The organism is Marmoricola sp. URHA0025 HA25 (genome assembly GCF_054059435.1).
Map to the genome: position 1 here is coordinate 1,536,799 of NZ_JBSSCD010000001.1, position 23,379 is coordinate 1,560,177.

The 23,379-nt window shown below is 71.6% G+C and carries 23 protein-coding genes; 18 read left to right on the forward strand and 5 right to left on the reverse strand.

The annotated features are described in order from the left end of the window. Positions 1-74 precede the first annotated feature (74 nt). The 8 genes from ACVW00_RS07510 (at position 75) to ACVW00_RS07545 (ending at position 7,909) form a co-directional block, all read left to right on the forward strand. Positions 75-425: a histidine triad nucleotide-binding protein gene (locus ACVW00_RS07510; RefSeq protein WP_457110277.1), complete on the forward strand. Its 351-nt coding sequence runs from the start codon at positions 75-77 to the stop codon at positions 423-425. Next, positions 422-1,603, forward strand: coding sequence for a hypothetical protein (locus ACVW00_RS07515; protein WP_457110278.1), 1,182 nt, complete (start codon positions 422-424; stop codon positions 1,601-1,603). The genes ACVW00_RS07510 and ACVW00_RS07515 overlap by 4 nt, the downstream gene beginning before the upstream one ends. Positions 1,604-1,712: 109 nt before the next feature. Further along, a complete protein-coding gene (locus ACVW00_RS07520; protein ID WP_457110279.1) occupies positions 1,713-2,735 on the forward strand; it encodes a PhoH family protein in 1,023 nt (340 codons plus the stop codon). An 87-nt stretch (positions 2,736-2,822) separates the two neighbouring features. Beyond that, on the forward strand, positions 2,823-3,341 hold the full coding sequence (gene ybeY, locus ACVW00_RS07525) for an rRNA maturation RNase YbeY (protein WP_457110280.1): 519 nt from the start codon (positions 2,823-2,825) through the stop codon (positions 3,339-3,341). Next, a complete protein-coding gene (locus tag ACVW00_RS07530) occupies positions 3,338-4,687 on the forward strand; it encodes a hemolysin family protein (protein ID WP_457110281.1) in 1,350 nt (449 codons plus the stop codon). Before ybeY ends, ACVW00_RS07530 begins: the two co-directional genes overlap by 4 nt. A 177-nt stretch (positions 4,688-4,864) precedes the next feature. Further along, on the forward strand, positions 4,865-5,194 hold the full coding sequence (locus ACVW00_RS07535) for a cytidine deaminase (RefSeq protein ID WP_457110282.1): 330 nt from the start codon (positions 4,865-4,867) through the stop codon (positions 5,192-5,194). A 28-nt stretch (positions 5,195-5,222) separates the two neighbouring features. Further along, a complete protein-coding gene (locus ACVW00_RS07540; protein ID WP_457110283.1) occupies positions 5,223-6,620 on the forward strand; it encodes an FAD-binding oxidoreductase in 1,398 nt (465 codons plus the stop codon). Continuing rightward, positions 6,617-7,909, forward strand: coding sequence for a class I SAM-dependent methyltransferase (locus ACVW00_RS07545; protein ID WP_457110284.1), 1,293 nt, complete (start codon positions 6,617-6,619; stop codon positions 7,907-7,909). Before ACVW00_RS07540 ends, ACVW00_RS07545 begins: the two co-directional genes overlap by 4 nt. A gap of 13 nt (positions 7,910-7,922) precedes the next feature. Here the strand turns inward: ACVW00_RS07545 and ACVW00_RS07550 are convergent, their stop codons facing one another. Beyond that, a complete protein-coding gene (locus ACVW00_RS07550) occupies positions 7,923-8,444 on the reverse strand; it encodes a dihydrofolate reductase family protein (protein ID WP_457110285.1) in 522 nt (173 codons plus the stop codon). 134 nt (positions 8,445-8,578) lie between these two features. On the opposite strand from ACVW00_RS07550, the gene ACVW00_RS07555 reads away from it, so the two are divergent. The 3 genes from ACVW00_RS07555 to era all read left to right on the forward strand — a co-directional run bounded on the left by ACVW00_RS07555 (position 8,579) and on the right by era (position 11,589). Next, positions 8,579-9,685 (forward strand): glycoside hydrolase family 43 protein, encoded by a 1,107-nt coding sequence (locus ACVW00_RS07555; protein WP_457110286.1) that lies wholly within the window; start codon positions 8,579-8,581, stop codon positions 9,683-9,685. Between the two features lie 193 nt (positions 9,686-9,878). Continuing rightward, positions 9,879-10,655 carry a siderophore-interacting protein gene (locus ACVW00_RS07560; protein WP_457110287.1) on the forward strand — a complete coding sequence of 259 codons (777 nt, stop codon included), beginning with the start codon at positions 9,879-9,881 and terminating at the stop codon, positions 10,653-10,655. Between the two features lie 10 nt (positions 10,656-10,665). Further along, a complete protein-coding gene (gene era / locus ACVW00_RS07565) occupies positions 10,666-11,589 on the forward strand; it encodes a GTPase Era (RefSeq protein ID WP_457113085.1) in 924 nt (307 codons plus the stop codon). Positions 11,590-11,728: 139 nt separating this feature from the next. Here the strand turns inward: era and ACVW00_RS07570 are convergent, their stop codons facing one another. After that, the gene (locus ACVW00_RS07570; RefSeq protein ID WP_457110288.1) at positions 11,729-12,907 is read right to left on the reverse strand and encodes an acyl-CoA dehydrogenase family protein; all 1,179 of its coding nucleotides are present in this window, start codon (positions 12,905-12,907) and stop codon (positions 11,729-11,731) included. An 81-nt stretch (positions 12,908-12,988) separates the two neighbouring features. Between ACVW00_RS07570 and ACVW00_RS07575 the strand changes: the two genes are divergently transcribed. From ACVW00_RS07575 to ACVW00_RS07590, 4 genes are read left to right on the forward strand one after another with little or no spacing between them, the layout of a single operon-like run. Next, positions 12,989-13,942 (forward strand): ABC transporter ATP-binding protein, encoded by a 954-nt coding sequence (locus ACVW00_RS07575; protein WP_457110289.1) that lies wholly within the window; start codon positions 12,989-12,991, stop codon positions 13,940-13,942. Continuing rightward, a complete protein-coding gene (locus tag ACVW00_RS07580; RefSeq protein ID WP_457110290.1) occupies positions 13,939-14,727 on the forward strand; it encodes an ABC transporter permease in 789 nt (262 codons plus the stop codon). The genes ACVW00_RS07575 and ACVW00_RS07580 overlap by 4 nt, the downstream gene beginning before the upstream one ends. 14 nt (positions 14,728-14,741) lie before the next feature. Continuing rightward, complete coding sequence (locus ACVW00_RS07585) at positions 14,742-15,866, forward strand: sensor histidine kinase (RefSeq protein ID WP_457110291.1); 1,125 nt, start codon at positions 14,742-14,744, stop codon at positions 15,864-15,866. After that, positions 15,863-16,468: a response regulator gene (locus ACVW00_RS07590; protein ID WP_457110292.1), complete on the forward strand. Its 606-nt coding sequence runs from the start codon at positions 15,863-15,865 to the stop codon at positions 16,466-16,468. Before ACVW00_RS07585 ends, ACVW00_RS07590 begins: the two co-directional genes overlap by 4 nt. Here the strand turns inward: ACVW00_RS07590 and ACVW00_RS07595 are convergent. Genes ACVW00_RS07595 through ACVW00_RS07605 form a run of 3 tightly spaced genes read right to left on the reverse strand, consistent with a single transcriptional unit; the run spans position 16,465 to position 21,094 of the window. Next, positions 16,465-17,136, reverse strand: a complete 672-nt coding sequence (locus ACVW00_RS07595; RefSeq protein WP_457110293.1) for an ABC transporter ATP-binding protein — start codon at positions 17,134-17,136, stop codon at positions 16,465-16,467. The two genes, ACVW00_RS07590 and ACVW00_RS07595, sit on opposite strands and share 4 nt — an antisense overlap. Beyond that, positions 17,133-18,005: an ABC transporter ATP-binding protein gene (locus ACVW00_RS07600; protein WP_457110294.1), complete on the reverse strand. Its 873-nt coding sequence runs from the start codon at positions 18,003-18,005 to the stop codon at positions 17,133-17,135. The genes ACVW00_RS07595 and ACVW00_RS07600 overlap by 4 nt, the downstream gene beginning before the upstream one ends. Next, positions 18,002-21,094, reverse strand: coding sequence for an FtsX-like permease family protein (locus ACVW00_RS07605; RefSeq protein ID WP_457110295.1), 3,093 nt, complete (start codon positions 21,092-21,094; stop codon positions 18,002-18,004). The genes ACVW00_RS07600 and ACVW00_RS07605 overlap by 4 nt, the downstream gene beginning before the upstream one ends. Positions 21,095-21,180: 86 nt before the next feature. On the opposite strand from ACVW00_RS07605, the gene ACVW00_RS07610 reads away from it, so the two are divergent. Genes ACVW00_RS07610 through ACVW00_RS07620 form a run of 3 tightly spaced genes read left to right on the forward strand, consistent with a single transcriptional unit; the run spans position 21,181 to position 23,377 of the window. Then, positions 21,181-22,461: a deoxyguanosinetriphosphate triphosphohydrolase gene (locus tag ACVW00_RS07610; RefSeq protein ID WP_457110296.1), complete on the forward strand. Its 1,281-nt coding sequence runs from the start codon at positions 21,181-21,183 to the stop codon at positions 22,459-22,461. Continuing rightward, complete coding sequence (locus ACVW00_RS07615; RefSeq protein WP_457110297.1) at positions 22,458-22,877, forward strand: hypothetical protein; 420 nt, start codon at positions 22,458-22,460, stop codon at positions 22,875-22,877. The genes ACVW00_RS07610 and ACVW00_RS07615 overlap by 4 nt, the downstream gene beginning before the upstream one ends. Continuing rightward, positions 22,877-23,377, forward strand: a complete 501-nt coding sequence (locus tag ACVW00_RS07620; RefSeq protein ID WP_457113086.1) for an NAD(P)-dependent oxidoreductase — start codon at positions 22,877-22,879, stop codon at positions 23,375-23,377. The genes ACVW00_RS07615 and ACVW00_RS07620 overlap by 1 nt, the downstream gene beginning before the upstream one ends. The last annotated feature ends 2 nt before the right edge of the window (positions 23,378-23,379 follow it).

The following is a 23,379-nucleotide window of genomic DNA, read 5'->3' on the forward strand; positions in this document are numbered from 1 at the left end:
GGTTTACACGCCGACGCCGGCTGGTTGAGGAGTTGCGCGGCAACCGTCGCGAAACCCTGCCTATGCTCAGGATCATGACCGCGGATCCGGAGTGCCTGTTCTGCAAGATCGTGGCCGGTGAGATCCCGGCAGAGGTCGTGCACGAGACAGCGACGACCGTGGCGTTCCGCGACCTGGAGCCGCAGGCGCCGACCCATGTGCTCGTCGTTCCGCGCAGTCACTACCCGAACGCCGCGGAGCTGGCCGCCGGCGAACCGGCCACCGCGGCCCACCTCTTCGACGCGGCACGGGAGATCGCCGCCCAGGAAGGGCTCGCAGAGGGATATCGCCTCGTCCTCAACACCGGACCGGCGGCCCACCAGACGGTCTTCCACGTGCACGTGCACCTGCTCGGCGGCCGGTCGATGGGCTGGCCGCCCGGATGAGACGCGCCCTCACTGCCCTTCTCGCCGGTGCTGCCCTCGTCCTTCTCGCCGCCTGCGGCTCGGGTGGTACGTCGGCCGACCGGCCACGTGCGACCAGCACCCCGACCGGTCATGCCACACCGTCCGACGCGCCGGCGGCCGCCACGACTGCCCCGGCGAAGTCGCAGCCGCTGCGTCCCGGTGAGCGCCGGGTCACGGTCCGGATGCCCTCGGCGTACACACCCTCGGCGCCGACCGGGGTGGGCACCGACGACTACCGCTGCTTCCTGCTCGACCCCAAGGTGGCTCGCGACTCCTTCGTGACCGGCTTCAACGTGCGGCCGGGCAACCCGGAGGTCGTCCACCACGTCATCCTGTTCCGGGTGCCGCCCGACCTGGTCGACGACGCGGAGCGCAAGGACGCGGCGACGCCAGGAGAGGGCTGGACCTGCTTCGGCACCTCCGGCCTGGCCGACGACGGCTCGATCGACGACGCGCCCTGGCTGGGCGCATGGGCTCCGGGCGGCTCCGAGCAGCTCTACGGCAACGGCCTGGGCGAGAAGTTCGACACGGGGTCTCGGGTGATCATGCAGGTCCACTACAACCTGCTCGCCGGCAGCGCCCCGGACACCAGTGCGGCCGAGCTGCGGCTGACCAGTGACCCCGCCACGAAGGCTCTCGAGACCCGCCTGATCCCCGCACCGGTCGAGCTCCCGTGCCGGTCCGGCCACGGCGGCGACCTCTGCGACCGCGACGAGGCGCTGGCCGACGTGAAGGCCAGGTTCGGCGACGGACCCGGCTCGACCGCGAACTACCTGCACTTCCTCTGCGGGGGTGGTCCCGCGGGGCCGGTGCAGTCGTGCACGCGCGAGATCAGCTCGCCGGAGACGATCCGCGGAGTGGCCGGGCACATGCACCTGCTGGGCAGGTCCATCAGGATCGAGGTCGATCCCGGCACGCCGAAGGCGCGCACGATCCTCGACATACCGGTCTGGGACTTCGACAACCAGCGAAGCGTGGCGACGCCGCCGATCCACCTCGACCGTGGCGACACCGTGAAGGTGACCTGCACGCACAGCCAGGACCTGCGCGATCAGCTGCCCGCCTTCGCGACGCAGCGCGAGGACCGCTACGTGATGTGGGGCGAGGGCACGACCGACGAGATGTGCCTCGGGCTGCTGCTGGTGACCCGGCCCTGAGCGTCGCCCGCGAGCCGGCGGCTCCAACTCACGTGCCCTGCGGGGATCGCTCCCGTAGCATTGGAAGGCACCTGCAACCGACCCGAGAGGCCGCCCGAGAAGGGCACGGATGACTGACAACCCTGATGATGAGCGCGGTCCCGGGACGCAGCACACCGTGGTCGTGCCGACCAGCGTCAACATGGTCGCGCTGCTCGGGCCCGGTGACGAGCACCTCGCGCTGATCGAGAGGGCCCTCGAGGCCGACGTCCACGTCCGCGGCAACCAGATCACCCTCAGTGGCGATCCCGGCGAGGTGGCGCTCGCGGAGCGGATGCTCGACGAGCTGGTCACCATCGTCCGCACCGGCCAGGGGCTCACGCCCGAGACGGTCGAGCGCGTGATCACGATGCTGCGGGCCGAGACCACCGAGCGGCCCGCCGACGTGCTCTCGCTGAACATCCTGTCCAACCGCGGCCGGACCATCCGCCCCAAGACGCTGAACCAGAAGCGGTACGTCGACGCCATCGACCGGCACACCATCGTCTTCGGGATCGGCCCGGCCGGCACCGGCAAGACCTACCTGGCGATGGCCAAGGCGGTGCAGGCGCTGCAGGCCAAGAAGGTCAACCGGATCATCCTCAGCCGCCCGGCCGTCGAGGCCGGTGAGAAGCTCGGGTTCCTGCCCGGCACGCTCAGCGAGAAGATCGACCCCTACCTGCGACCGCTGTACGACGCGCTGCACGACATGGTCGACCCGGAGAGCATCCCGAAGCTGCTCGCCGCCGGCACCATCGAGGTGGCGCCGCTGGCGTTCCTGCGCGGCCGGTCGCTCAACGACTCGTTCATCATCCTCGACGAAGCGCAGAACACCACGGCCGAGCAGATGAAGATGTTCCTGACCCGGCTCGGCTTCGGCTCGAAGATCGTCGTCACCGGCGACGTCACGCAGGTCGACCTCCCCTCCGGCATCCGGTCCGGGCTGCGCATCGTCGAGGGGATCCTGGACGGCATCGACGACGTCTCCTTCAACCGGCTGACCGCCCACGACGTGGTCCGGCACAAGCTGGTCGGCCGGATCGTGGCGGCGTACGACGAGTTCGACGCCCGTGCCGAACAGCTGCGGGCGATGAGGTCGGGCAGCCCGGAGTGAGCCGTTCATGAGCGAGCGAAGCGAGCGACCAATCAGGCACAGCCATCCGGATGCTCGCCTGGCGTCCGATGCGAAGCGAGGACCCAGGTGAGTATCGAGGTGCTCAACGAGTCGGGGCTCGACCTGGTCGACGTGCGCCGGACCCAGCGGCTCGCCGCCTTCGTGCTTGACCGGATGCGGGTGCACCCCCAGGCCGAGCTCTGCGTGACCGCGGTCGACGAGGACACCATCGCCGAGCTCAACGCGAAGTGGATGGAGAAGGACGGCCCCACCGACGTGCTCGCGTTCCCCATGGACGAGCTGCGCCCCGGCAAGGTCAACGAGGAGCCCGAGGAGGGCGTGCTCGGCGACCTGGTGCTGTGCCCGGCGGTCGCGGTCCGGCAGGCCGAGGAGGCGGTCGCCAAGGGGCAGACCGGCTACACGGCGACCGACGAGCTGGACATGCTCACCGTGCACGGCGTCCTGCACCTGCTCGGCTACGACCACGCCGAGCCCGAGGAGCACGAGGAGATGTTCGGCCTCCAGGCCCGGCTCCTCGCCGAGTGGCAGGGCCAGCTCGGGGGCGACCAGCCGGGCGACCCGTCGGGCGAGGTCTCCGCGACGTGAGGGCCGACAGTCCGGGCCTGCTGCTGGTCGTCGTCGGCCTCGTGCTGGTCGCCGGGCTGCTGAGCGCAGCGGAGGCGGCTCTCGCGGGGTTCTCCAGGGCACGGGCCGAGGAGCTCGAGGACGACCGCCGGCCCGGCGCCGGCCGGGTCCTGAAGATCCTCGACGACCCGCCGCGCTACCTCAACACCGCGCTGTTCCTGCGGCTGCTCGCCGAGACCGGCGCGGTCGTGCTCGCGACGCTGATGATCCAGCACGCGCTGGGTGACCGCTGGTGGGCGGTCGTGCTGGTGACCGTCGGGCTGATGCTGGTGGTCTCGTTCGTGGTGATCGGAGTCGCCCCGCGCACGCTGGGCCGCCAGCACTCGGAGCGGATCGCGCTCGGCTCTGCCGCCGTGCTGATCTTCGTCACCCGGGTGCTCGGCCCGATCCCGCAGCTCCTGATCCTGGTCGGCAACGCGCTCACCCCCGGCAAGGGCTTCTCCGAGGGGCCGTTCGCGTCCGAGGCCGAGCTGCGCGAGCTGGTCGACCTGGCCGAGGCGAGCAGCCTGATCGAGTCCGACGAGCGCGCGATGATCCACTCGGTCTTCGAGCTGGGCGACACGATCGTGCGCGAGGTGATGGTTCCCCGCACCGACGTGGTCTACATCGAGCGCCACAAGACGCTGCGCCAGGCGATGTCGCTGTTCCTGCGCAGCGGCTTCTCCCGGGTGCCGGTGGTCGGCGAAGACCTCGACGACACCGTGGGGTTCGCCTACCTCAAGGACGTGGCGCGTCGTGTCTTCGACCGCAAGGACGCCGAGACCACCGAGCACGTCGAGTCGGTGATGCGCCCGGTGCTCTGGGTGCCGGACTCCAAGCCCGCCGACGACCTGCTCCGTGAGATGCAGCAGTCGCGCAGGCACATCGCGGTGGTCGTCGACGAGTACGGCGGCACGGCGGGCCTGGTCACCATCGAGGACATCCTCGAGGAGATCGTCGGCGAGATCACCGACGAGTTCGACCGCAGCGAGACACCGGTGGAGCACCTGCCGGACGGCTCGACCCGGGTGTCGTCGCGGTTCCCGGTCGACGACCTCGAGGAGGTCGTCGGCGTCGAGATCGAGGACGACGAGGTCGACTCGGTCGGCGGGCTGATGGCCAAGCACCTCGGCAAGGTCCCGATCCCCGGATCGACCGTCGAGGTCGCCGGGCTGGTCTTCCGCGCCGAGGAGACCAAGGGCCGCCGCAACCGGGTCGGCACGGTGCTGATCACGCCGGCTGCCCACCGCTCCGCCGACCCCGGGTCCGCACGGTCCGCAACCGCAGCTTCCGCCGACTCCGCCGAGGCGGCGCAACTGAAAGCCTGAAGACCGCCGAGGCGGCGCAGATGAAAGCCTGAAGACCGCCGAGGCGGCGCAGATGAAAGCCGGGCAGTTTCATGTGCGCCGCCTCGGCGGGTCTGGGGCTTTCACCTGAGCCGCCTCGGCGGGTCTGGCGCTTTCAGGTGAGCCGCCTCGGCGGTCGGGTCAGTAGGATCACCGGTCGTGGACGCCGAGGACAACAAGCTGGTCGTGCTCGCCCGCGCGACCCGGGCCCGGACGGGCGCCGCGGAGGGTGCCGCGCTGCGAGACCTCGACGGCCGCACGTACGCCGGCGCGACTGTCGACCTCCCGTCGCTGCAGGTCTCCGCGCTCGGTGTGTGCATCGCGATGGCGCTCGCCAGCGGTTCTCGAGGTGCCGAGGCGGCGGTCGTGCTCAACGAGGGTCCCTTCCTCGAGACCGAGCTGGATCTCCTGCGCGAGTTCGCCGGAGGCGGCGTACCGGTCCACCACGGAGCCCCGAACGGGACGATCGGTGATACTCACTCGACGTGACACCCGGCCCGGGGTCTAAATTGCTCCAGTGGGATTGATCGGGAGGGCGCGTCACGAGGCGGCCGTCGGCCGGCTGCGCGAGTCGTACGCCGCCATCGCGCCGGCCGACACGATTCGGCTGGCGAAGAAGACGTCGAACCTCTTCCGGCACCGTGCTGCCGCCAGCGGCCCGGGTCTCGACGTCTCGGGTCTCGACGGCGTCATCGGCATCGACGCAGCGGGCCGCACGGCCGACGTGCAGGGCATGTGCACCTACGAGCGGCTGGTCGAGGAGACGCTCCGGCACGGCCTGATCCCGTACGTCGTCCCGCAGCTCAAGACGATCACCCTCGGGGGCGCGGTCACGGGCCTTGGCATCGAGTCGACGTCGTTCCGCAGTGGCCTGCCGCACGAGTCGGTCCTCGAGATGGACGTGTTCACCGGCACCGGCGAGGTGGTCACGGCCCGCCCGGACAACGAGCACACCGACCTGTTCCGCACCTTCCCCAACTCCTACGGCTCGCTGGGCTACGCGACCCGGCTGCGGATCCGCCTCGAGCCGGTGCCGGCGTACGCCGCGCTGCGGCACGTGCGCTTCCACGAGGCCGACAAGCTGTCGGCCGCGATCACGCAGATCACCGAGAGCCGCGAGTGGGACGGCGTCCGCGTCGACGGCATGGACGGTGTCGCGTTCGAGCCGGGGGAGTACTACCTCACCCTGGCGACCTGGACCGACGAGGTTTCGACAGGCTCGACCACCGATGGCCCGTCCGACGCCGTGCCCTCTGACTACACGGGCCAGCAGATCTACTTCCGCTCGATCCAGCAGCGCGAGACCGACCTGCTCACCGTCCACGACTACCTGTGGCGCTGGGACACCGACTGGTTCTGGTGCTCGGGTGCCTTCGGCGCCCAGGACCCGCGGATCCGGCGGTTCTGGCCGGGGCGCTGGCGTCGCTCGGACGTCTACATGCGGCTGCTCGGCCTCGACCGCCGGTTCGGGATCGCCGACCGGCTCGACCGCCGAGCCGGGCGTCCGCAGCGCGAGCGGGTCATCCAGGACGTGGAGATCCCGGTCGACCGGCTCGGCGAGTTCCTCGACTGGTTCGACGTCGAGGTCGGCATGCGCCCCGTGTGGCTCTGTCCGCTGGTCGCGCACGAGAAGTGGCCGTCGTACCCCCTGGAGCCCGGCCACACCTACGTCAACGCCGGCTTCTGGGGGACGGTCCACGTCGGGCCCGACGCCCCGGATGCGCCGCGCAACAGGGCGATCGAGGCCAAGGTGCACGAGCTCGACGGGCACAAGTCGCTCTACTCCGACGCCTTCTACGACAAGGACACCTTCGACCGGCTCTACGACGGTCCCAACCTGGCTGCGGTCAAGCACCGCTACGACCCTGATGACAGGTTCATCAGCCTCTACGAAAAGGCGGTAACCCGACGATGACCACCCTGGCTCCGACGATGTCGATCGCAGACGCGTTCAGCCACCTGCTGATCGGCGACCTGCCGTTCCGCTTCACGGCGTACGACGGCAGCAGTGCCGGCCCCGCGGACGCCGAGTTCGGCCTCGACCTGCGCAACGAGCGCGGGCTCTCCTACCTCATCTCGGCACCCGGAGACCTCGGTCTGGCGCGCGCCTACGTGTCGGGTGACCTGGAGCTGATCGGGGCCCACCCGGGCGACCCGTACTCCGCACTGATGGCGATCAAGGGCAGCCGCGAGGGCCTGAAGTTCCGGCTGCCGACGCCCGGCGAGGCGGTCGCACTGCTGCGCTCGGTCGGCATCGCCAACCTCAAGCCGCCGCCGGTGCCGCCGCAGGAGCACCTGCCCCGGTGGCGCCGGATGATGGAGGGCTTCCTGCACTCCCCGGAGCGCGACGCCGAGGTGATCCACCACCACTACGACGTCTCGAACCGCTTCTACGAGCTGGTGCTGGGCCCGTCGATGACCTACACCTGCGCGGTCTTCCCCACCGAGGACGCCACCCTCGAGGAGGCGCAGTTCGCCAAGTACGACCTGGTCTGCCGCAAGCTCGACCTCAAGCCGGGTCAGCGCCTGCTCGACGTGGGCTGCGGCTGGGGCGGCATGGTCCGCCACGCCGTCAAGGAGTACGGCGTCACGGCGCTGGGCGTCACGCTCTCCGCAGAGCAGGCGAGCTGGGCGCAGAGCAAGATCAAGGAGGAGGGCCTGGACGACGTCGCCGAGGTCCGGCACCTCGACTACCGCCACGTCGCCGAGTCGGGTTTCGACGCAGTGAGCTCGATCGGCCTCACCGAGCACATCGGCGTCGGCAACTACGCGTCGTACTTCAAGTTCCTGAAGTCGAAGCTCCGTCCCGAGGGCCGGCTGCTCAACCACTGCATCACGCGCTCGCAGAACCGCAAGCTGAGCACCGGCGCCTTCATCGACCGCTACGTGTTCCCCGACGGCGAGCTGACCGGCTCCGGCCGGATCATCACCGAGGCCCAGGACGCCGGCCTCGAGGTGCACCACGAGGAGAACCTCCGGATGCACTACGCCAAGACGCTGACCGGGTGGAACCACAACCTCGTCGAGCACTGGGACGACTGCGTCCGGGAGGTCGGTGAGGGCACCGCGCGGGTGTGGGGCCTGTACATCGCCGGCTCGCGGATGGGCTTCGAGACCAACGAGATCCAGCTGCACCAGGTGCTCGCGACGAACACCGTGAATGGCCGGAGCGGGATGCCGCTGCGGCCGACCTGGCTCTCCTGAGCGACGTACGTCGTCAGCGGCACACGTAGGTGACCTCGAGCGGTCCACCCTCCAGCGGGTGGACCGATTCGAGCTCCAGCGAGGCGTCGGTGGCGACGGACGGTGTGAGCTGCAGGCCCGATCCCGTCAGCAGCGGCAGCACGACCAGCCCGAGGCGGTCGAGCGCTCCGAGTGCCCGGAACGCCTCGATCGTGCTCGGGCCGCCGACCAGGTGGACGTCTCCGCCACGGTTCGCCTTGCGGACCCGTTCGAGCAGCCGGGCCGGGTCACTGTCCACGACCACGTGGTCGGGGGTGCCCGCCGGACGGGTCGATCCGAGGACGAAGACGTCGAGATCGCCCCAGGGCCACTGCGGCGCCCCAAGGGCGGGTTCGAAGGTGCTCCGGCCCATCAGGACGGCGTCGCAGGTGCCCTGGAACGCCACGAAGCCGTAGCGTTCCGGCGAGAAGTCGGGATCGGCGAGCTGGACCGGCCAGCCGTTCGGTGTGGTGACGTAGCCGTCGAGGCTGGTGCACATCCGGGTGCGGATCTTCACGGCGGTCTCCTTGGTGTCTCGGCGGGCCGGCCCGCGCGAAAGGTGTGCCATTCTGACCGTCCGGCACCGCGAAACTCATCGCAACGCCGGCGAATTGGCCCGGATCGTCCGCCGATCCAAGGCATCATGTCCGGATGCTTCGCTCTCGGACCGTCCGCACCCTCCTCTGTCTCGGCCTGCTGCTGGGCGTCGCACCCGTTGCGATGCTCCCGCCGGCCCAGGCGCGCCCCCAGCTGCCCGCCCCCAAGGGCCAGGACCCGATCAACCCCGGACAGGCCTACGCCGGCGACTTCCCCGATCCGTGGATCATGCGGCTGGGGTCGAAGTACTTCGCCTACTCGACGACGAGCGGACCCCAGGGCGAGCCGGTCAACCTGCCCACGATGACGTCGACAGACCTGCACACGTGGATCGCCCGTCCGGCGACCGCCGACGCGCCGGCCGGCGACGGACTGCCCCACGTCGCGACCTGGGCGACGAAGACGACCCTGCCGGACGGTCGGACTCGCCCGGGCCAGGGACCGTGGGCGCCGTCGGTCACCAAGATCGGGAAGAACAACTTCGTGCTCGCGTACGCCGCGCAGGTTGCCAGCGCTCCCGGCACGCTGATGTGCATCTCGCTGGCGCACGCGCCGAACCCGACCGGCCCCTTCACCGACACCACCACCCAGCCGACGCTGTGCCCGACTCGAGGGGCGATCGACCCGCAGGTCTTCGTCGCGCCGAACGGCCGGCCGTGGCTGGTCTGGAAGCGCGACCTCTATCCCGCGAAGCTGTGGACCCAGCCGATGGACCTGGCCGCGACCGGGGTCCTGCCCGGGAAGAGCGCGCAGTACCTGGCGAAGGTGAACCAGTCCTGGGAGGGCTCGATCATCGAGAACCCGGCGATGATCCGCTTCCAGAAGCGCTACTACGTCTTCTACTCGGCGAACTCCTACGCCACCACCCGCTACGCCATCGGCTACCTGATCTGCAAGAGCTGGAAGGGCGACTGCCACAAGCCCCGCAAGAAACCACTGCTCGCCACGCAGGGTGCGATCGCCGGACCCGGCGGCCCGGCACCCTTCATCGACACCCGCGGCCGGCTGCGGCTCGGCTACCACGCGTGGAACGCCGGCCAGGTGGGCTACAACACCGTCGACTGCCAGCTGCTCGCGCCGACCTGCGGCCAGCGCCGGCTCCACGTGGCGAAGCTCAAGGTGGTCAAGGGTGGCAAGCTCAAGGTCGTCCAGCCCTACTGAGCGTCACCGGGGTTTCGCGATGGTCATCGCGCGACCTCCTCAAAACCACCGGGTCGCAGCGCTCGGTGGCCGCACTGGTGGTCGAGCAGCGACCCTGCGAGCGATCAGTCGAGACCTCTGGACGCCGGGCAGGGATCCAGCCACGGGATCCGTGCGCGTCAGGTCGGGCCGGGGCTGCCGCTAGCCTTGCCGAGTGAACGCCCGTCCCGACTCTCGCGCCTTCGAGGGCACCGTCGCGAGGCGTGAGCAGCTCAGCGAGCACCTGGTCCGGATCGTGGTCACCGGGCTCGACGGGTTCGCCTCCACGGGCGTGCCGGACGAGTGGGTGGCGCTGACGGTCCCGGGGCAGTTCCAGACCCGCTACTACACCGTGCGGTCGTGGCAGGAAGGCGAGCTGGTCCTCGACATCGTCGTCCACGACGAGGGCCTCGTCACCGAGTGGACGCAGAGCGACTGCGTCGGTGACCCGGTGGGCGTCTCGGCACCCAAGGGGTCCTTCGAGCTCCCGCCCGGCGCGTCGTGGGTGCTGCTCGTGGGCGACCTGACCGCGCTGCCCGCGATCGCCCGGATCAGCGAGTCGACGGCGCTGCCGCTGACTGCCCACGTCGAGACGCCGGACGGCCCGGTCGCCGGCTATGTCGATGCCGACGTGACCTGGCTCGAGCCGCCGGCGCCCGGAGAGAGCGGGCTCGCCGACCTCGTGCAGGGGGTGGCCTGGCCGGAGGGCGACGGGTACTTCTGGATGGCGGGGGAGTCGGCTCAGATGCGGGCGATCCGGCGTCACCTGCGCCACGACCTGCGGCTGCCGTCATCGGCGTACGACGTGATGGGGTACTGGAGCGGCACCCGCGGCCGCCAGGTCCGCGCACTCGACCCGCGCCCGATCTACGAGGCGGGCCGCGCGGCCGGCAAGAGCGACGACGAGATCTGGGCCGACTACGACGCGGCGCGAGGAGCTACCGGTGGCTGAGTCCGGCGGCATGCGCCCGAGCACCTACCGCAGCGGCTTCGCGTGCTTCGTCGGCCGGCCGAACGCGGGGAAGTCCACCCTGACCAACGCGATGGTCGGCTCCAAGGTGGTGATCACCTCCTCGAAGCCGCAGACGACCCGCACGGTCGTGCGCGGGATCGTCAACCGCGACGACGCACAGCTCGTCCTGGTCGACACGCCCGGTCTGCACCGACCGCGCACGCTGCTGGGCGAGCGCCTGAACGACCTGGTCCGGACGACGTGGTCGGAGGTCGACATCGTCGCGGTCTGCTTCCCGGCGAACGAGAAGCCCGGCCCGGGCGACCGGTTCATCCTCAGCGAGCTGGCCAAGGTGCGCCGAAGCCTCAAGTTCGCGGTCGCGACCAAGACCGACCTGGTGAGCTCCGAGGACCTGGGCCGGCACCTCTTGGCGATCCAGGCCCTCGGCGAGGAGGTCGGCACCGAGTTCGCAGAGATCGTGCCGGTCTCGGCGAGATCCGGTGACCAGGTCGGCCTGCTCGCCGACCTCTTCGTGGCCCGGCTGCCCGAGGGGCCCCAGCTGTACCCCGACGGCGAGCTCTCCGACGCGCCCGAGGAGAACATCGCCGCCGAGCTCATCCGCGAGGCTGCCCTCGAGGGCGTCCGCGACGAGCTGCCGCACTCCATCGCGGTGGTGGTGGAGGAGATGGCGCTGGATCCCGACCGGCCGGCCGACAAGCCGCTGCTGGTCATCCACGCCAGCCTGTACGTCGAGCGCGACTCCCAGAAGGGCATCGTCATCGGCCACAAGGGCTCCCGGCTCCGGGAGGTGGGCACCGCCGCCCGCAAGCAGATCGAGGCCATCCTCGGCACGCCGGTCTACCTCGACCTGCACGTGAAGATCGCCAGGGACTGGCAGCGCGACCCCCGCCAGCTCCGCAAGCTCGGCTTCTGAGAGCTCGTCGAGTTGGGTGTCCCTGACCCGCGAGTTGGGTGTCCCTGACATTCGGGCTGGGAGTGGCTGACTGTCCGGTGACAGGTCGCCCGAGCTCACTGGGTAGGGAGGCCCAACTCAACGGGTAGGGAGGCCCAACTCAACGGAATGCAGACTCGCCGGTGAGGGCCTGGCCGATCACCAGCTGGTGGACCTCGGAGGTGCCCTCGTAGGTGAGCACGGACTCGAGGTTGTTGGCGTGGCGGAGCACCGGGTACTCGAGGGTGATGCCGGCCGCACCGAGGAGCGTGCGGCACTCCCGGGCGATCGTGAGTGCTTCGCGGACGTTGTTGAGCTTGCCGAGGCTGATCTGCTCGGGGCGCAGGGTGCCCGACTCCTTCAGGTGGGCCAGGTGCAGCGCGAGCAGCATGCCCTTGCCGAGCTCGAGGGCCATGTCGGCGAGCTTCGCTTGGGAGAGCTGGAACGCCGCCAGCGGCCGGTCGAAGATCTCCCGCTGCCGGGTGTAGCCGATGGTCGTCTCGAGGCAGTCGCGGGCCGCGCCGAGAGACCCGAAGATGATCCCGAAGCGAGCCTCGGTCAGGCACGACAACGGCCCCGACAGACCCTCGGCGCCGGGCAGCATCGCGGCAGCCGGCAGCCGCACACCTTCCAGCACGAGCTCGCTGGTGACCGACGCCCGCAGCGAGAGCTTGTGCTTGATCTCGGGTGCCGAGAACCCAGGGGTGTCGGTGGGCACGAGGAAGCCGCGGATGCCCTCCTCGGCGCGCGCCCAGACGACCGCAAGGTCCGCGACCGATCCGTTCGTGATCCACATCTTCGTGCCGTCGAGCACCCAGTCACCCGAAGGCTCCCGCCGCGCCCTCGTGCGCATGCCGCCCGGGTTCGAGCCGAAGTCGGGCTCGGTCAGGCCGAAGCAGCCGATCGCCTCGCCGCGCGCCATCCGCGGGAGCCACTCCTGCTTCTGCTCCTCGCTGCCGTGCCGCCAGATCGCGAACATCGCCAGCGAGCCCTGCACCGAGACGAGCGAGCGCAGCCCCGAGTCGCCTGCCTCGAGCTCCATGCAGGCGAGCCCGTACGCCGTGGCGGAGGTGCCTGCGCAGCCGTAGCCCTCCAGGTGCATCCCGAGCACCCCGAGCCGACCGAGCTCGGCGGACAGCTCCCGGGCCGGCACGGTGCCGGTCTCGAACCAGCCGGCGACCGCCGGCCGCAGCCGCTCGTCGACGTACCGCCGCACGGTGTCGCGGATGGCCCGGTCCTCCGCGGCGATCAGGTCGTCGGTGCCGAACAGGCCCAGGGGAGTCGTCGGAGAGGTGGTCATGGCCCGATCCTGACATTTGTCATGGCGCAGCCGTGACGAGCGGGTGAGGCGCGCGGGCCGGTATTCCGACAGGCTGGGGCCATGACCTCCTCGACCACTGAGACTCTCGGACCGGACGTGCGCAGCGACCCTGCGGTGCGGCTTGCCGGGGTCACCAAGGACTTCGGCTCGGTCCACGCCGTGCGCGGCATCGATCTCGAGATCGGGCAGGGTGAGATCGTCGCCTTCCTCGGACCCAACGGCGCCGGCAAGACCACGACCATCGACATGGTCCTCGGCCTGTCGCAGCCCACCACCGGCGACGTGCAGGTGCTCGGCATGCAGCCGCGCCAGGCGATCGCCCACGGCCTCGTCTCGGCCGTGATGCAGACCGGCGGACTGCTCAAGGACCTCACCGTCCGCGAGACCGTCCAGTACACCGCGAGCCTCTTCGGCCACACCCACCCGGCCGACGAGGTGCTGCGCCGCGCCGGCATCGACGGCATCGCCGACCGCAAGGTCGGCAAGTGCTCGGGTGGTGAGCAGCAGCGGCTCCGGTTCGCGATGGCGCTGCTCCCCGACCCGGCGCTCCTGCTCCTCGACGAGCCGACGACCGGCATGGACGTCGAGGGCCGCCGTGCCTTCTGGTCGGCCATCCGCGCCGACGCGGAGAAGGGCCGAACCGTCCTCTTCGCCACGCACTACCTCGAGGAGGCCGACCAGTACGCCGACCGCATCGTCCTGGTCAGCAAGGGCCGCGTCGTCGCCGACGGCTCGGGCGCCGAGATCAAGGGGCTGGCGTCCGGACGCACCGTGCGCGCGACCGTCACTGACCCCGACGCTGAGTCGCTCACCGCGATCGCCGGCGTCGACTCGGTCGAGGTCCGCGGCGAGACGGTGATCGTGCACGCGAAGGACAGCGACGCGGTCGCCCGCCACCTGCTGACCCAGACGGACGCCCGCGACGTCGAGATCACCGCCAAGGGCATCGAGGAGGCCTTCCTCAGCCTGACCGGCGACCAGGACGACGCACACCTCGAAGGAGAACAGGCATGACCACCCAGACCATCGACGTGGCGGCCCGGCGGGTGCCGCCGATGGGCGGCTTCAACCTGACCGTCCTCGGCATCGAGCTCAGGCGGATGATGCGCAATCGCCGCACGATCATCTTCACCCTGGTGATGCCGGTGCTGCTCTACCTGATCATCGGGGCCAACGACACCTACGGCAACGACGACGTGGGCTCCGGCAACGTCTCGGCGTACATCCTGATCAGCATGGCGGCGTACGGCGCCGTCCTCGCCGCGACCAGCGGCGGCGCCATGGTCGCCAACGAGCGAGCACTCGGCTGGTCGCGGCAGCTGCGGCTGACCCCACTGTCGCCGGCCGCCTACATCGCGACAAAGGCCATCGTCTCTCTCGCGTTCGGCGGGCTCTCCGTCCTCGCGGTGAACGTGGTCGGCGCGCTCAACGGCAAGGCGCAGATGCCCACCCACGTGTGGATCACGGCGGCGCTGATCGCCTGGCTCGGCTCGATCGTGTTCGGCGCCTTCGGGCTGTTCATGGGCTACCTGCTGCCCAGCGAGAACGTCATGCAGGTCCTCGGCCCGCTGCTGGCGGGGCTGGCGGCGCTCGGCGGCCTCTGGTTCCGGATCCGCCCCGAGACAGTGCTGGGCCACATCTCGGCGCTGACGCCGATCTACGGGCTCGCGAACCTGGCCCGCTGGCCCCTCTACGGCGGCGCCCCGCACCTCGGCTGGATCCTGAACCTCGGGTTCTGGCTCCTGGTCTTCGTCGGCGGCGCTGCGTGGCGGATGAGCAAGGACACCGCGCGCGTGTGACTACGGTGACGCCCATGACGAGCGCCGCCCCGGCTGCCGTGGACCCCGGCGAGGGTCCGCGGCGCTGGGGCGGCATCTTCGCCGCGATCTGGCTGTTCTACCTGCTCAACCCGCTCGAGGCCGGCTGGGAGAAGCGCGACACCGCAGCCGGCTGGGTCGGCATCGTCGCGACGGTCCTCTTCGCGGGGATCTACCTCGGCGCGTTCCTGCTACTGCGGTTCCGCCGTCCGATCGGTACGCCGTTCCGCGCGACCCCGACCACCGCCGCCGGGGTCGCCGCGATCGCCGTCGAGATCGCGCTGGCGGTGGTCATCTGCCTCGCCGTCGGGCAGAAGGGCTCCGCCACCGCCGTCTACATCGCGGTGCTGAGCATGATCTGCCTGAACGCGCGGTGGGCGTGGCTGGTCACGCTCGTCGTGGCGGCGGCGGCGTACGGCTCCACGGTGGTCCTCCCGGGCTGGGAGGAGGACCGCGGGCTGCTCTTCGGCATCCTGGTCGCCGGCCTGGCGATCTGGGGCATCTCGCAGGCGATCAACCGCAACATCGAGGTGCTCGCCGTCCGCGAGGAGAACGCGCGGCTCGCCCTCGAGGACGAGCGCAACCGGTTCGCACGCGACCTCCACGACATCCTCGGCCACTCGCTGACGGTCATCACCGTCAAGGCCGAGCTCGCCCAGAAGCTGTTCGACGTCGACCCCGAGCGCGCCCGCGCCGAGGTGACAGATCTCGAGCGGCTCTCGCGCGACGCGCTCGCCGACGTCCGGCGGGCGGTGGAGGGCTACCGCGAGCTCACCCTGCCCGGCGAGCTCGCCCGTGCCCGCACCGCGCTCGAGGCGGCGGAGATCGAGGCACACCTGCCGAACTCCACCGACGACGTGCCCACCGACCTGCGCGAGCTGTTCGCCTGGACGATCCGGGAGGGGGTCACCAACGTCGTCAGGCACAGCGACGCGCGCACCTGCACGGTCGTGATGACGCCGTCGAGCGTCGAGGTCGCCGACGACGGGCGTGGCCCGGGAGCGGCGACCGTCAGCGGCCACGGGCTGATCGGCCTGCGGGAGCGCGCGGCGGCGGTGGGCGCCGCTGTGGTCACAGCGCCCCTCGACCCCGGGTTCTCGCTCAGGGTGGTGAAGGCGTGATCCGGCTGCTCCTCGCCGACGACCAGGCGCTGGTCCGCGGCGCGCTCGCCGCCCTGCTCGCCCTCGAGGCCGATCTCGAGGTCGTGGCGGAGGTCGGCTCGGGCGACGCCGTGCTCGACGCCGTGCGCGAGCACCGCCCCGACGTGGCGCTGCTCGACGTCGAGATGCCCGGCCTCGACGGCATCAGCGCCGCCGCGGCCGTCCGCGAGCAGTTCCCCGAGGTGCGGGTGCTGATCGTCACGACCTTCGGGCGGCCCGGCTACCTTCGTCGAGCCCTGCAGGCCGGTGCGTCGGGCTTCGTGGTCAAGGACACGCCGGCCGCCGAGCTCGCCGACGCGGTACGCCGGGTGCACGCCGGCCTGCGCGTCGTCGACCCGGCGCTCGCCACCGACAGCCTCGTCGCAGGAGAGTCGCCCCTGACCGCCCGGGAGACCGAGGTGCTCCAGGCGGCGCGCGACGGCTCGTCGGCCGCGGCGATCGCCGCCAGGCTGTTCCTGTCGGAGGGCACCGTGCGCAACCACCTCTCGAGCGCGATCGGCAAGACGGGAGCCGGCAACCGCACGGAGGCGGTCCGGATCGCCGACGGCAACGGCTGGCTCTAGCTCCGCACCCAGGTCGCCACGCCCTCGTCGAGCCGCAGCTCGGCGTCGGCCGGCTCGGCTGCCTCCGGATCGTGGGTGGCGACCACGACGACGGCACCCGCGGTGGCCGCCGCGCGCAGGGTCGCGAGGACGAGCTGGCGGTTGGCCGCGTCCAGCTCGCTGGTCGGCTCGTCGACCAGGAGCACGCGGGCACGCGACGCCAGCATGACCGCGATAGCGGCCCGCTGCTGCTGTCCTCCCGAGAGCTCCTCGGGGAGGTGCCCTCCCTCCTCACCGAGGCCGACGGAGACGAGTGCCGCCGCGGCCCGTTCGCGCACCTCAGTGGGCGGGACACCCTGGCCGAGGAGCCCGACCACGACGTTCTCCTCGGCGGTCAGCGTCGAGACGAGCGCACCGCCCTGCGGCATCAGGGCGATGCCGAGACGGCTGGCCTGCTGCCGGCCGGTGACCTCCTCGCCGGCCAGGCTCACGCTGCCGGAAGTCGGCCGCACGGCACCGGCGAGCGCCCACAGCAGCGTCGACTTGCCTGACCCGGACGACCCGGTCACGGCGACCATCGTCCCCGGCAACAGGGTCAGGTCGAGTGCGCGGAGGCCGATCCGGTCGGCGTACCGGACCTCCACGCCGGTGGCGTCGAGCGAGCCCCCGGACTGTGTCTGCGCCGTCATGTGCTCTGCTCCGTGCCGGCTCCGGGCTCGCTGCTGCCCGTGCCGTCCTCGACGAGCAGGTGGTAGGTCCCCTCGACGGGGTGGAAGCGCACCAGCGTCCCCGGCGGGAGGTCGGCGCGGACATGGGTCGGGAGGGGGAGGAACCCGTCGGCGCTCACCACGGAGTACTCCTCGCCGCTGCGTCCCTCACCTCCGATGCGGCCGTCCCGGATCGTGACGGTGCGGGGGAGCGCCGCGGCCACGTCGGCGTCGTGGGTGACCAGGACGATCGTCGTGCCCCAGTCGCGGTTGATCCGCGACAACGTGTCCAGCACGGCGTCCCTGGAGCGGTGGTCGAGCTGGCCGGTCGGCTCGTCGGCGAGGAGCACTCCGGGCCCTGGCGCCAGCGCCACCGCGAGCGCCGTCAGCTGGAGCTGGTCGGCACCCAGCGACCGGAGCTCGGCGCCTCCGTGCGGCTCGAGCCCGACCGACGACAGGACCTCGTCGGGATCGCGCAGGTTCGCCGAACCACGTCGCCGGGCTGCCCGCTGCGCGAAGGCGACGTTCTCACGCGGCGAGTAGTACGGCAGCAGGTTGCGACGGGCACCCTGGAGCAGGAGCGACACGGTGTGCGCCCGCAGGTCGTCGAGCTGCTGGGTGGTCGCGGCCGACAGCTCGAGATCACCGATGTGGACCTGGCCCGCGCTCGGCCGGAAGAGCCCGCCGAGCAGGCTGAGCAGCGTCGACTTGCCCGACCCGGACGGCCCGAGGAGCCCGATGAACTCGCCAGCCAGGAGCGTCAGGTCCACCCCGGCGAGCGCGGCCACGTCGTGGCCCTCGGTGCGGTAGATGTGCACGAGCCTGCGCGTGCTCACAGCGGTGCCGGTCACGGTGCACCGACCACGCGGTCCAGGCTCGCCCGGCGGGCCACGAGTGCCGCGATGAGCAGTCCGACCGTGCACAGGGCGACCGCCGTGACCACGGTGAGGACGGCGACCGGGCCCCAGGCCGCCGAGAGGTCGACCAGGTCGACCGCCGGATCGTCCGGGAGCAGCGGCAGCGTCGGCAGGGCGTAGTGGGCGGCGAGGACGCCGGTGCCGGCACCGATCAGCACCGAGACCACGACCATCGGCAGCTGCTCGCCGACGGAGATCCGGCGTACGTCGCCTGCCGGCAGCCCGTTGAGCCTCATGATCGCGAGATCGCGTGCGCGGGACCGCCAGGTCGCTGCACCCGCGATCGCCAGGCCCAGCGCGGCGACCACCAGGCACGCCACGCCCACCAGCACGCCCAGCTGCATGCTCCAGGTGGCGGACGTGCGGTCGAGCAGCCTGCGGGCCTCGGAGTACGTCGACACCGCGGTGACCTCCATGTGGCCCGACTCGAGGGCATCGGTGACCGCCGCCAGGGCGTGACGGTCCTCTCGGTCGAACCAGACCTGCAGCTCGGCCTGGTCGCCGAGCTGCATCCCGGAGCGAAGGGCTAGGTCGAGGTCGACGAGGGTCGCGTTGCTGGTGCTGGCCGGCAGCCACGGCAGCCGGGCAGCGGCGGTCATCGGCCGGTCCACGCCGTCGAGCCCCGCGCCGCTGAAGCGGCCGCGCTCGCTGTCCGGCGGCAGCTTCCCGCTGACCGCTACCGGCAGGCTGGTCGGGACCCAGCGGTGTGCGAGGGTGAGCTCGCTCGAGCCGTTGCTGGTCACGTACATCGTCAAGGACTGCGAACCCGCATCGAGTGCCTGGATCCGGGAGCCGCTCGACGAGTCGGAGCCGCTGACCGCCCAGTCGGCGGTGGCCCCGAGGTCGACGGCCTGGCCGTCGTCGGTGCGTGCTGAGCTGACGGTCACCCGGCCGGTGCCGGCGTTGCCCGGGTCGGTGAGGACCTGCCAGCCGGTCAGGACACATCCGTCCGCACAGTCGATCGAAGCCTGATGGGTCGTCGCCGGTGACTTCCCGGTCGGGAGGTCACCGAGCCGGACCGAGACCACCCGGCCGTCGTGCTGCAGCAACCTCACGGCCAGCGACACCGACCGGCTCGAGCCCTTGTAGAAGCTCTCGGTGCTGACGTCGACGGCGAGGCTGTGTCCGACCACGTTGACCGGCTTGGTCTCGGGGCCGTCGAGACGGTGGACGGCAGCGAGCGCCTTCCGGGCGTCGGGGAACGTCGCGATCCGGAGGAAGGCAGCACGGTCCACGAAGAGGTTGCTCTGGTCGTCGTCGCTGAGAGGGTGCTGCACGACCACGGTCGTCATCCGGGTGCGGCCCGGGCCGACCTCGGCCAGGGCGTCGCGGACGGACCGGACGGTGCCGCCCGACACGGTCGCCACCATGGGTGCGCCGACCTGCTGCCGCGCGGTCAGCTCACGGTTGCGGTCGCCCACGGTCACCGCGTCGGCGGCGAACAGCAAGATGGCCGCCGACACGGTGAGGAGCGCGATCGTCGCCCGGACGCCGGGCCTGCGGGCCACCTGGAGGAAGGCGACGCCGGTGCCGGTGGCGCCGCGAGCCAGGAGCGAGCGGCCGGCCCGGGTCGCGACCGGCACCAGGAGACGGGCCAGCACCAGGCCCGCCGCCAGCGCCAGGACGGCGGGCGCCGCCACGGCCACGGGGCCGGTCAGCCGGCCGGTCGCGAACGCCCCCAGGATCGACGCCGCGAAGGTCACGAGCATCGCGTCGAGCGTGCCCAGGCTCCAGCCGGAACGCCGGGCGGGAACCCGGCGCAGCAGCGCCACGATCGGCTCGCGGCTGATGCTCGCGCTGACGAGCACGGCGGTCGCGGTGACGGCAGCGACGGAGAGCATCAGGGCGAGCCAGACCGGTCGCTGCACCTCCAGCGACACGTCGCCGGGGAGCAGGACGTGGCGCACGGGCCAGGAGAGCGCGAACGCCACCCCCGCACCGAGAGGTACGCCGGCCAGCACCGTGGGCAGCAGCTCGCGCAGCAGGTGCGCCTGCGCCCCCCTGACGCCCCGGCCGCGCAGCCGGGCCACCGCCACCTCGGGGCGACGCTGCTCCGCGCCGGCGCCGACCGCCATCCAGAGCACGACCAGCCCGAGCAGCCCGAGCGGCACCATCAGCGCCGGGATGGTGATCCGCGACTGGTCCTGCGCGACCTGCACCCGATCGGCGACGGCGGCGAGCCCGGTGTCGGCGCGCACGAGCCCCCTGTCGGTCGGCCGCCGGCGCAGCTCGCGCTGGAAGTGCGCGAGCGCCGGCTCGAGCGCGAGCAGCTCGTCGACGCCGATCTTCTCGCGGTCCACCGGAAGGTCGATCCGGCTGCTCGGGTTGCGCCAGGGCTGGGACGAGCCGAACGTCGCACTGTCGGTGACCCACGTGTCGTGGAAGACGACCCTCTCGTCCGACTGCGTGCCCGAGGCGCCGACCAGGTGCCAGCCGGCCCAGTAGCGGTCGGTCGGCGGGCGGTAGACGCCGGACACGGTGAGCGGGACCGTCGGCTGCGGTGGGCCGCGGGTCTGTCCGGGCTGCGACTCCACGACGGGGATGACGCTGCCGGCGGACCAGCCGAAATTCTTCGCGTCGGCGCTGCTCACGGCGATCTCGCTGGCGGCTGCGGGACACGCGCCGGAGACCAGCTGCAGATGGGCACAGGCGCCGGCGCGCCAGAGCAGCGAGCCGTCGGTCGGCTGGGCGGCATCGGAGGGCATCCTCAGGCCGACGAACCGGGCGTTGACCGGCGCGCCGAAGGACCGGCGTACCGCCTGCGGGATCAGCTCCTCGAGCTCTGCCGGCGTCGGTGCGGCGATCGGTGTGGTCTGCGCGCTGTAGATGGTCGGGAGGATGCCCGACGCCGTGAGCTGCAGGCCGGACGCACCGGGCGCCGCCCGGTCGAGCTCGACCTGGACCGATGCCTGGTCGAGCGCACGCTGGTAGAGCGGTGTGAACACCGCGCACGCCGTCACCAGCGCGGACAGGGCGACGATCACGCAGGCCTGCACCGGGCGGTGCCGGATGACCTTGAGCAATGCCGACCCCCGATAGTGGTTGCCCAGACGTTCGACTTCCCCGGATGCTAGACCTCACCGTCCCCAGGGCGCAGTAGCCTCGGGCCGTGGTCGACTGGGACGAGCTGTACGACGAGCACGCGCGTGCCCGCATCGTCGAGGAGCCGGCCAAGCGGGTCCCGGCCCCCGTGCGGACGCCGTTCGAGCGTGATCGCGCCCGGGTCGTGCACTCCGCATCGTTGCGCCGGCTGGCCGCGAAGACCCAGGTGCTCGGGCCGCAGGACGACGACTTCGTGCGCAACCGGCTCACTCACAGCCTCGAGGTCGCCCAGGTGGCCCGCGACATCGCACACCCGCTCGGCTGCCACCCCGACCTCGCCGAGACCGCCGCCCTCGCCCACGACCTGGGGCACCCACCCTTCGGGCACAACGGCGAGGCAGTCCTCGACCGCCTCGCGGAGAGCTGTGGCGGATTCGAGGGCAATGCGCAGACCTTGCGGATCCTCACCCGACTGGAGGCCAAGTCGTCCGACGCCGAGGGCCGGTCGATCGGGCTCAACCTGACCCGGGCGACGCTCGATGCCTGCACCAAGTACCCGTGGCCGCGCGAGACCGGCTCGGCGGGCTCGACCACCGGCGGGTCAGGGAAGTTCGGGGTGTACGCCGACGACCTGCCGGCGTTCCGCTGGCTGCGCGAAGGCGTCACCGGGTCGCGGCGTTGCCTGGAGGCGCAGGTCATGGACTTCGCCGACGACGTCGCCTACTCCGTGCACGACCTCGAGGACGGCATCGTCGGCGGCCACATCGACCTGGCCGTGATCGACAGCCCGGAAGAGCTCGCGGCGGTGTGCGCGACGGTCCGCGACTGGTACCTGCCGGGTGTCGAGGACGCTGCGCTCGTCGAGGCGCTGGCCCGGCTGCGGGCGGTCGGCACCCGGCCCGGCACGCCGTACGACGGGACGCGGGGTGCGCTCGCCGTGCTCAAGAACCTGACCAGCGACCTGATCGGCGTCTTCTGCGGACACGTGCACACCGCCACCCGCGACCGCTACGGCGACTCGCCGCTCGTGCGACACAGCGCAGACCTCGTCGTGCCCGACGACACGGTGCACGAGATCGCGGTGCTCAAAGGCATCGCCGCCCACTACGTGATGCGCACCGACGCGCGGTCGCGGATCATGGAGCGACAGCGCGAGCTCGTCGGGGAGCTCTTCGACGCGCTGGTGACCTCCGACGGCCGCGCGTTGGACGCGCCGTTCCGCGACGACCATGCCCGCGCGACGGACGACGCGGGGCGCACTCGCGTGCTGGTCGACCAGATCGCGTCCCTGACCGATGCGAGCGCGGTGGCCTGGCATGCCCGCCTGACCGGCCGGATGCCGGCATGAGCGAGCCGCTGGTCTGGCTGCCGTTCTCGGCCGACCACCTCGGCGATCCGATCCCCGGTCTGCGCCTCGATACGGTGCGCCCCGAGCCCGGCGAACCGTTGCCCGACAGTGCCGCCGAGGTCGAGCTGTACGTGCCGTCGTACCAGATGGGAGCCGCGGATCCCGCGCTGTTCAGGCAGCTCCCGCGGCTGCGCGTGGTCCAGACGCTGACCGCCGGGGTCGACCACATCCGCGGAGCTCTCCCGCCCGGAGTCGTGCTCTGCAACGGGCGCGGCATCCACGACACCTCGACCGCCGAGCTCACGCTCACCCTGATCCTCGCCAGCCTGCGCGGCGTCCCGGACTTCGTCCACGCGCAGGACGCGGGGAGTGGCGCCCCGACCGGCGCGAGTCGCTCGCGGACAAGCGCGTCCTGATCGTCGGCCACGGCCAGATCGGGGCAGCGATCGAGGCGCGGGTGCTGCCGTTCGAGGCCGACGTGGTCCGGGTGGCCCGGCACCCACGACCCGGCGTGCACGGCATCGACGAGCTGGCCTCGTTGCTCCCCGACGCCGATGTGGTCGTGCTGATCGTGCCCGGCACGCCACAGACGCGACACCTGGTGGACGCGGGATTCCTGGCCCGGATGAAGCGCGGGGCCCTCCTGGTGAACGTGTCGCGGGGCAGCGTCGTCGACCACGACGCGCTCCTCGATGCACTCCGTGAAGGCCGGGTGCGGGCGGCGCTCGACGTCACCGACCCTGAGCCGCTGCCCGCCGGTCACCCGCTCTGGAGCGCGCCGAACCTGCTGGTCTCACCGCACGTCGGCGGCGCCAGCAGCGCCATGTGGCCGCGGGCCTACCGGGTGGTCCGGTCGCAGCTCGAGCTGTTCGCGCGCGGCCTTCCGCTGGACAACCAGGTGAGCGGGGACTACTAGCT

Coding starts and splice junctions, on each gene's coding strand:
- ACVW00_RS07570 (WP_457110288.1), bottom strand. CDS start 12,907: ATGACCACCTCTCCGACGACTCCCCTGGGCCTGTTCGGCACCGACGAC.
- ACVW00_RS07545 (WP_457110284.1), top strand. CDS start 6,617: ATGACCACCCTGGCTCCGACGATGTCGATCGCAGACGCGTTCAGCCAC.
- ACVW00_RS07585 (WP_457110291.1), top strand. CDS start 14,742: ATGACGAGCGCCGCCCCGGCTGCCGTGGACCCCGGCGAGGGTCCGCGG.
- ACVW00_RS07515 (WP_457110278.1), top strand. CDS start 422: ATGAGACGCGCCCTCACTGCCCTTCTCGCCGGTGCTGCCCTCGTCCTT.
- ACVW00_RS07595 (WP_457110293.1), bottom strand. CDS start 17,136: ATGACGGCGCAGACACAGTCCGGGGGCTCGCTCGACGCCACCGGCGTG.
- ACVW00_RS07510 (WP_457110277.1), top strand. CDS start 75: ATGACCGCGGATCCGGAGTGCCTGTTCTGCAAGATCGTGGCCGGTGAG.
- ACVW00_RS07615 (WP_457110297.1), top strand. CDS start 22,458: ATGAGCGAGCCGCTGGTCTGGCTGCCGTTCTCGGCCGACCACCTCGGC.
- era (WP_457113085.1), top strand. CDS start 10,666: ATGCGCCCGAGCACCTACCGCAGCGGCTTCGCGTGCTTCGTCGGCCGG.
- ACVW00_RS07555 (WP_457110286.1), top strand. CDS start 8,579: ATGCTTCGCTCTCGGACCGTCCGCACCCTCCTCTGTCTCGGCCTGCTG.
- ACVW00_RS07580 (WP_457110290.1), top strand. CDS start 13,939: ATGACCACCCAGACCATCGACGTGGCGGCCCGGCGGGTGCCGCCGATG.
- ACVW00_RS07520 (WP_457110279.1), top strand. CDS start 1,713: ATGACTGACAACCCTGATGATGAGCGCGGTCCCGGGACGCAGCACACC.
- ACVW00_RS07575 (WP_457110289.1), top strand. CDS start 12,989: ATGACCTCCTCGACCACTGAGACTCTCGGACCGGACGTGCGCAGCGAC.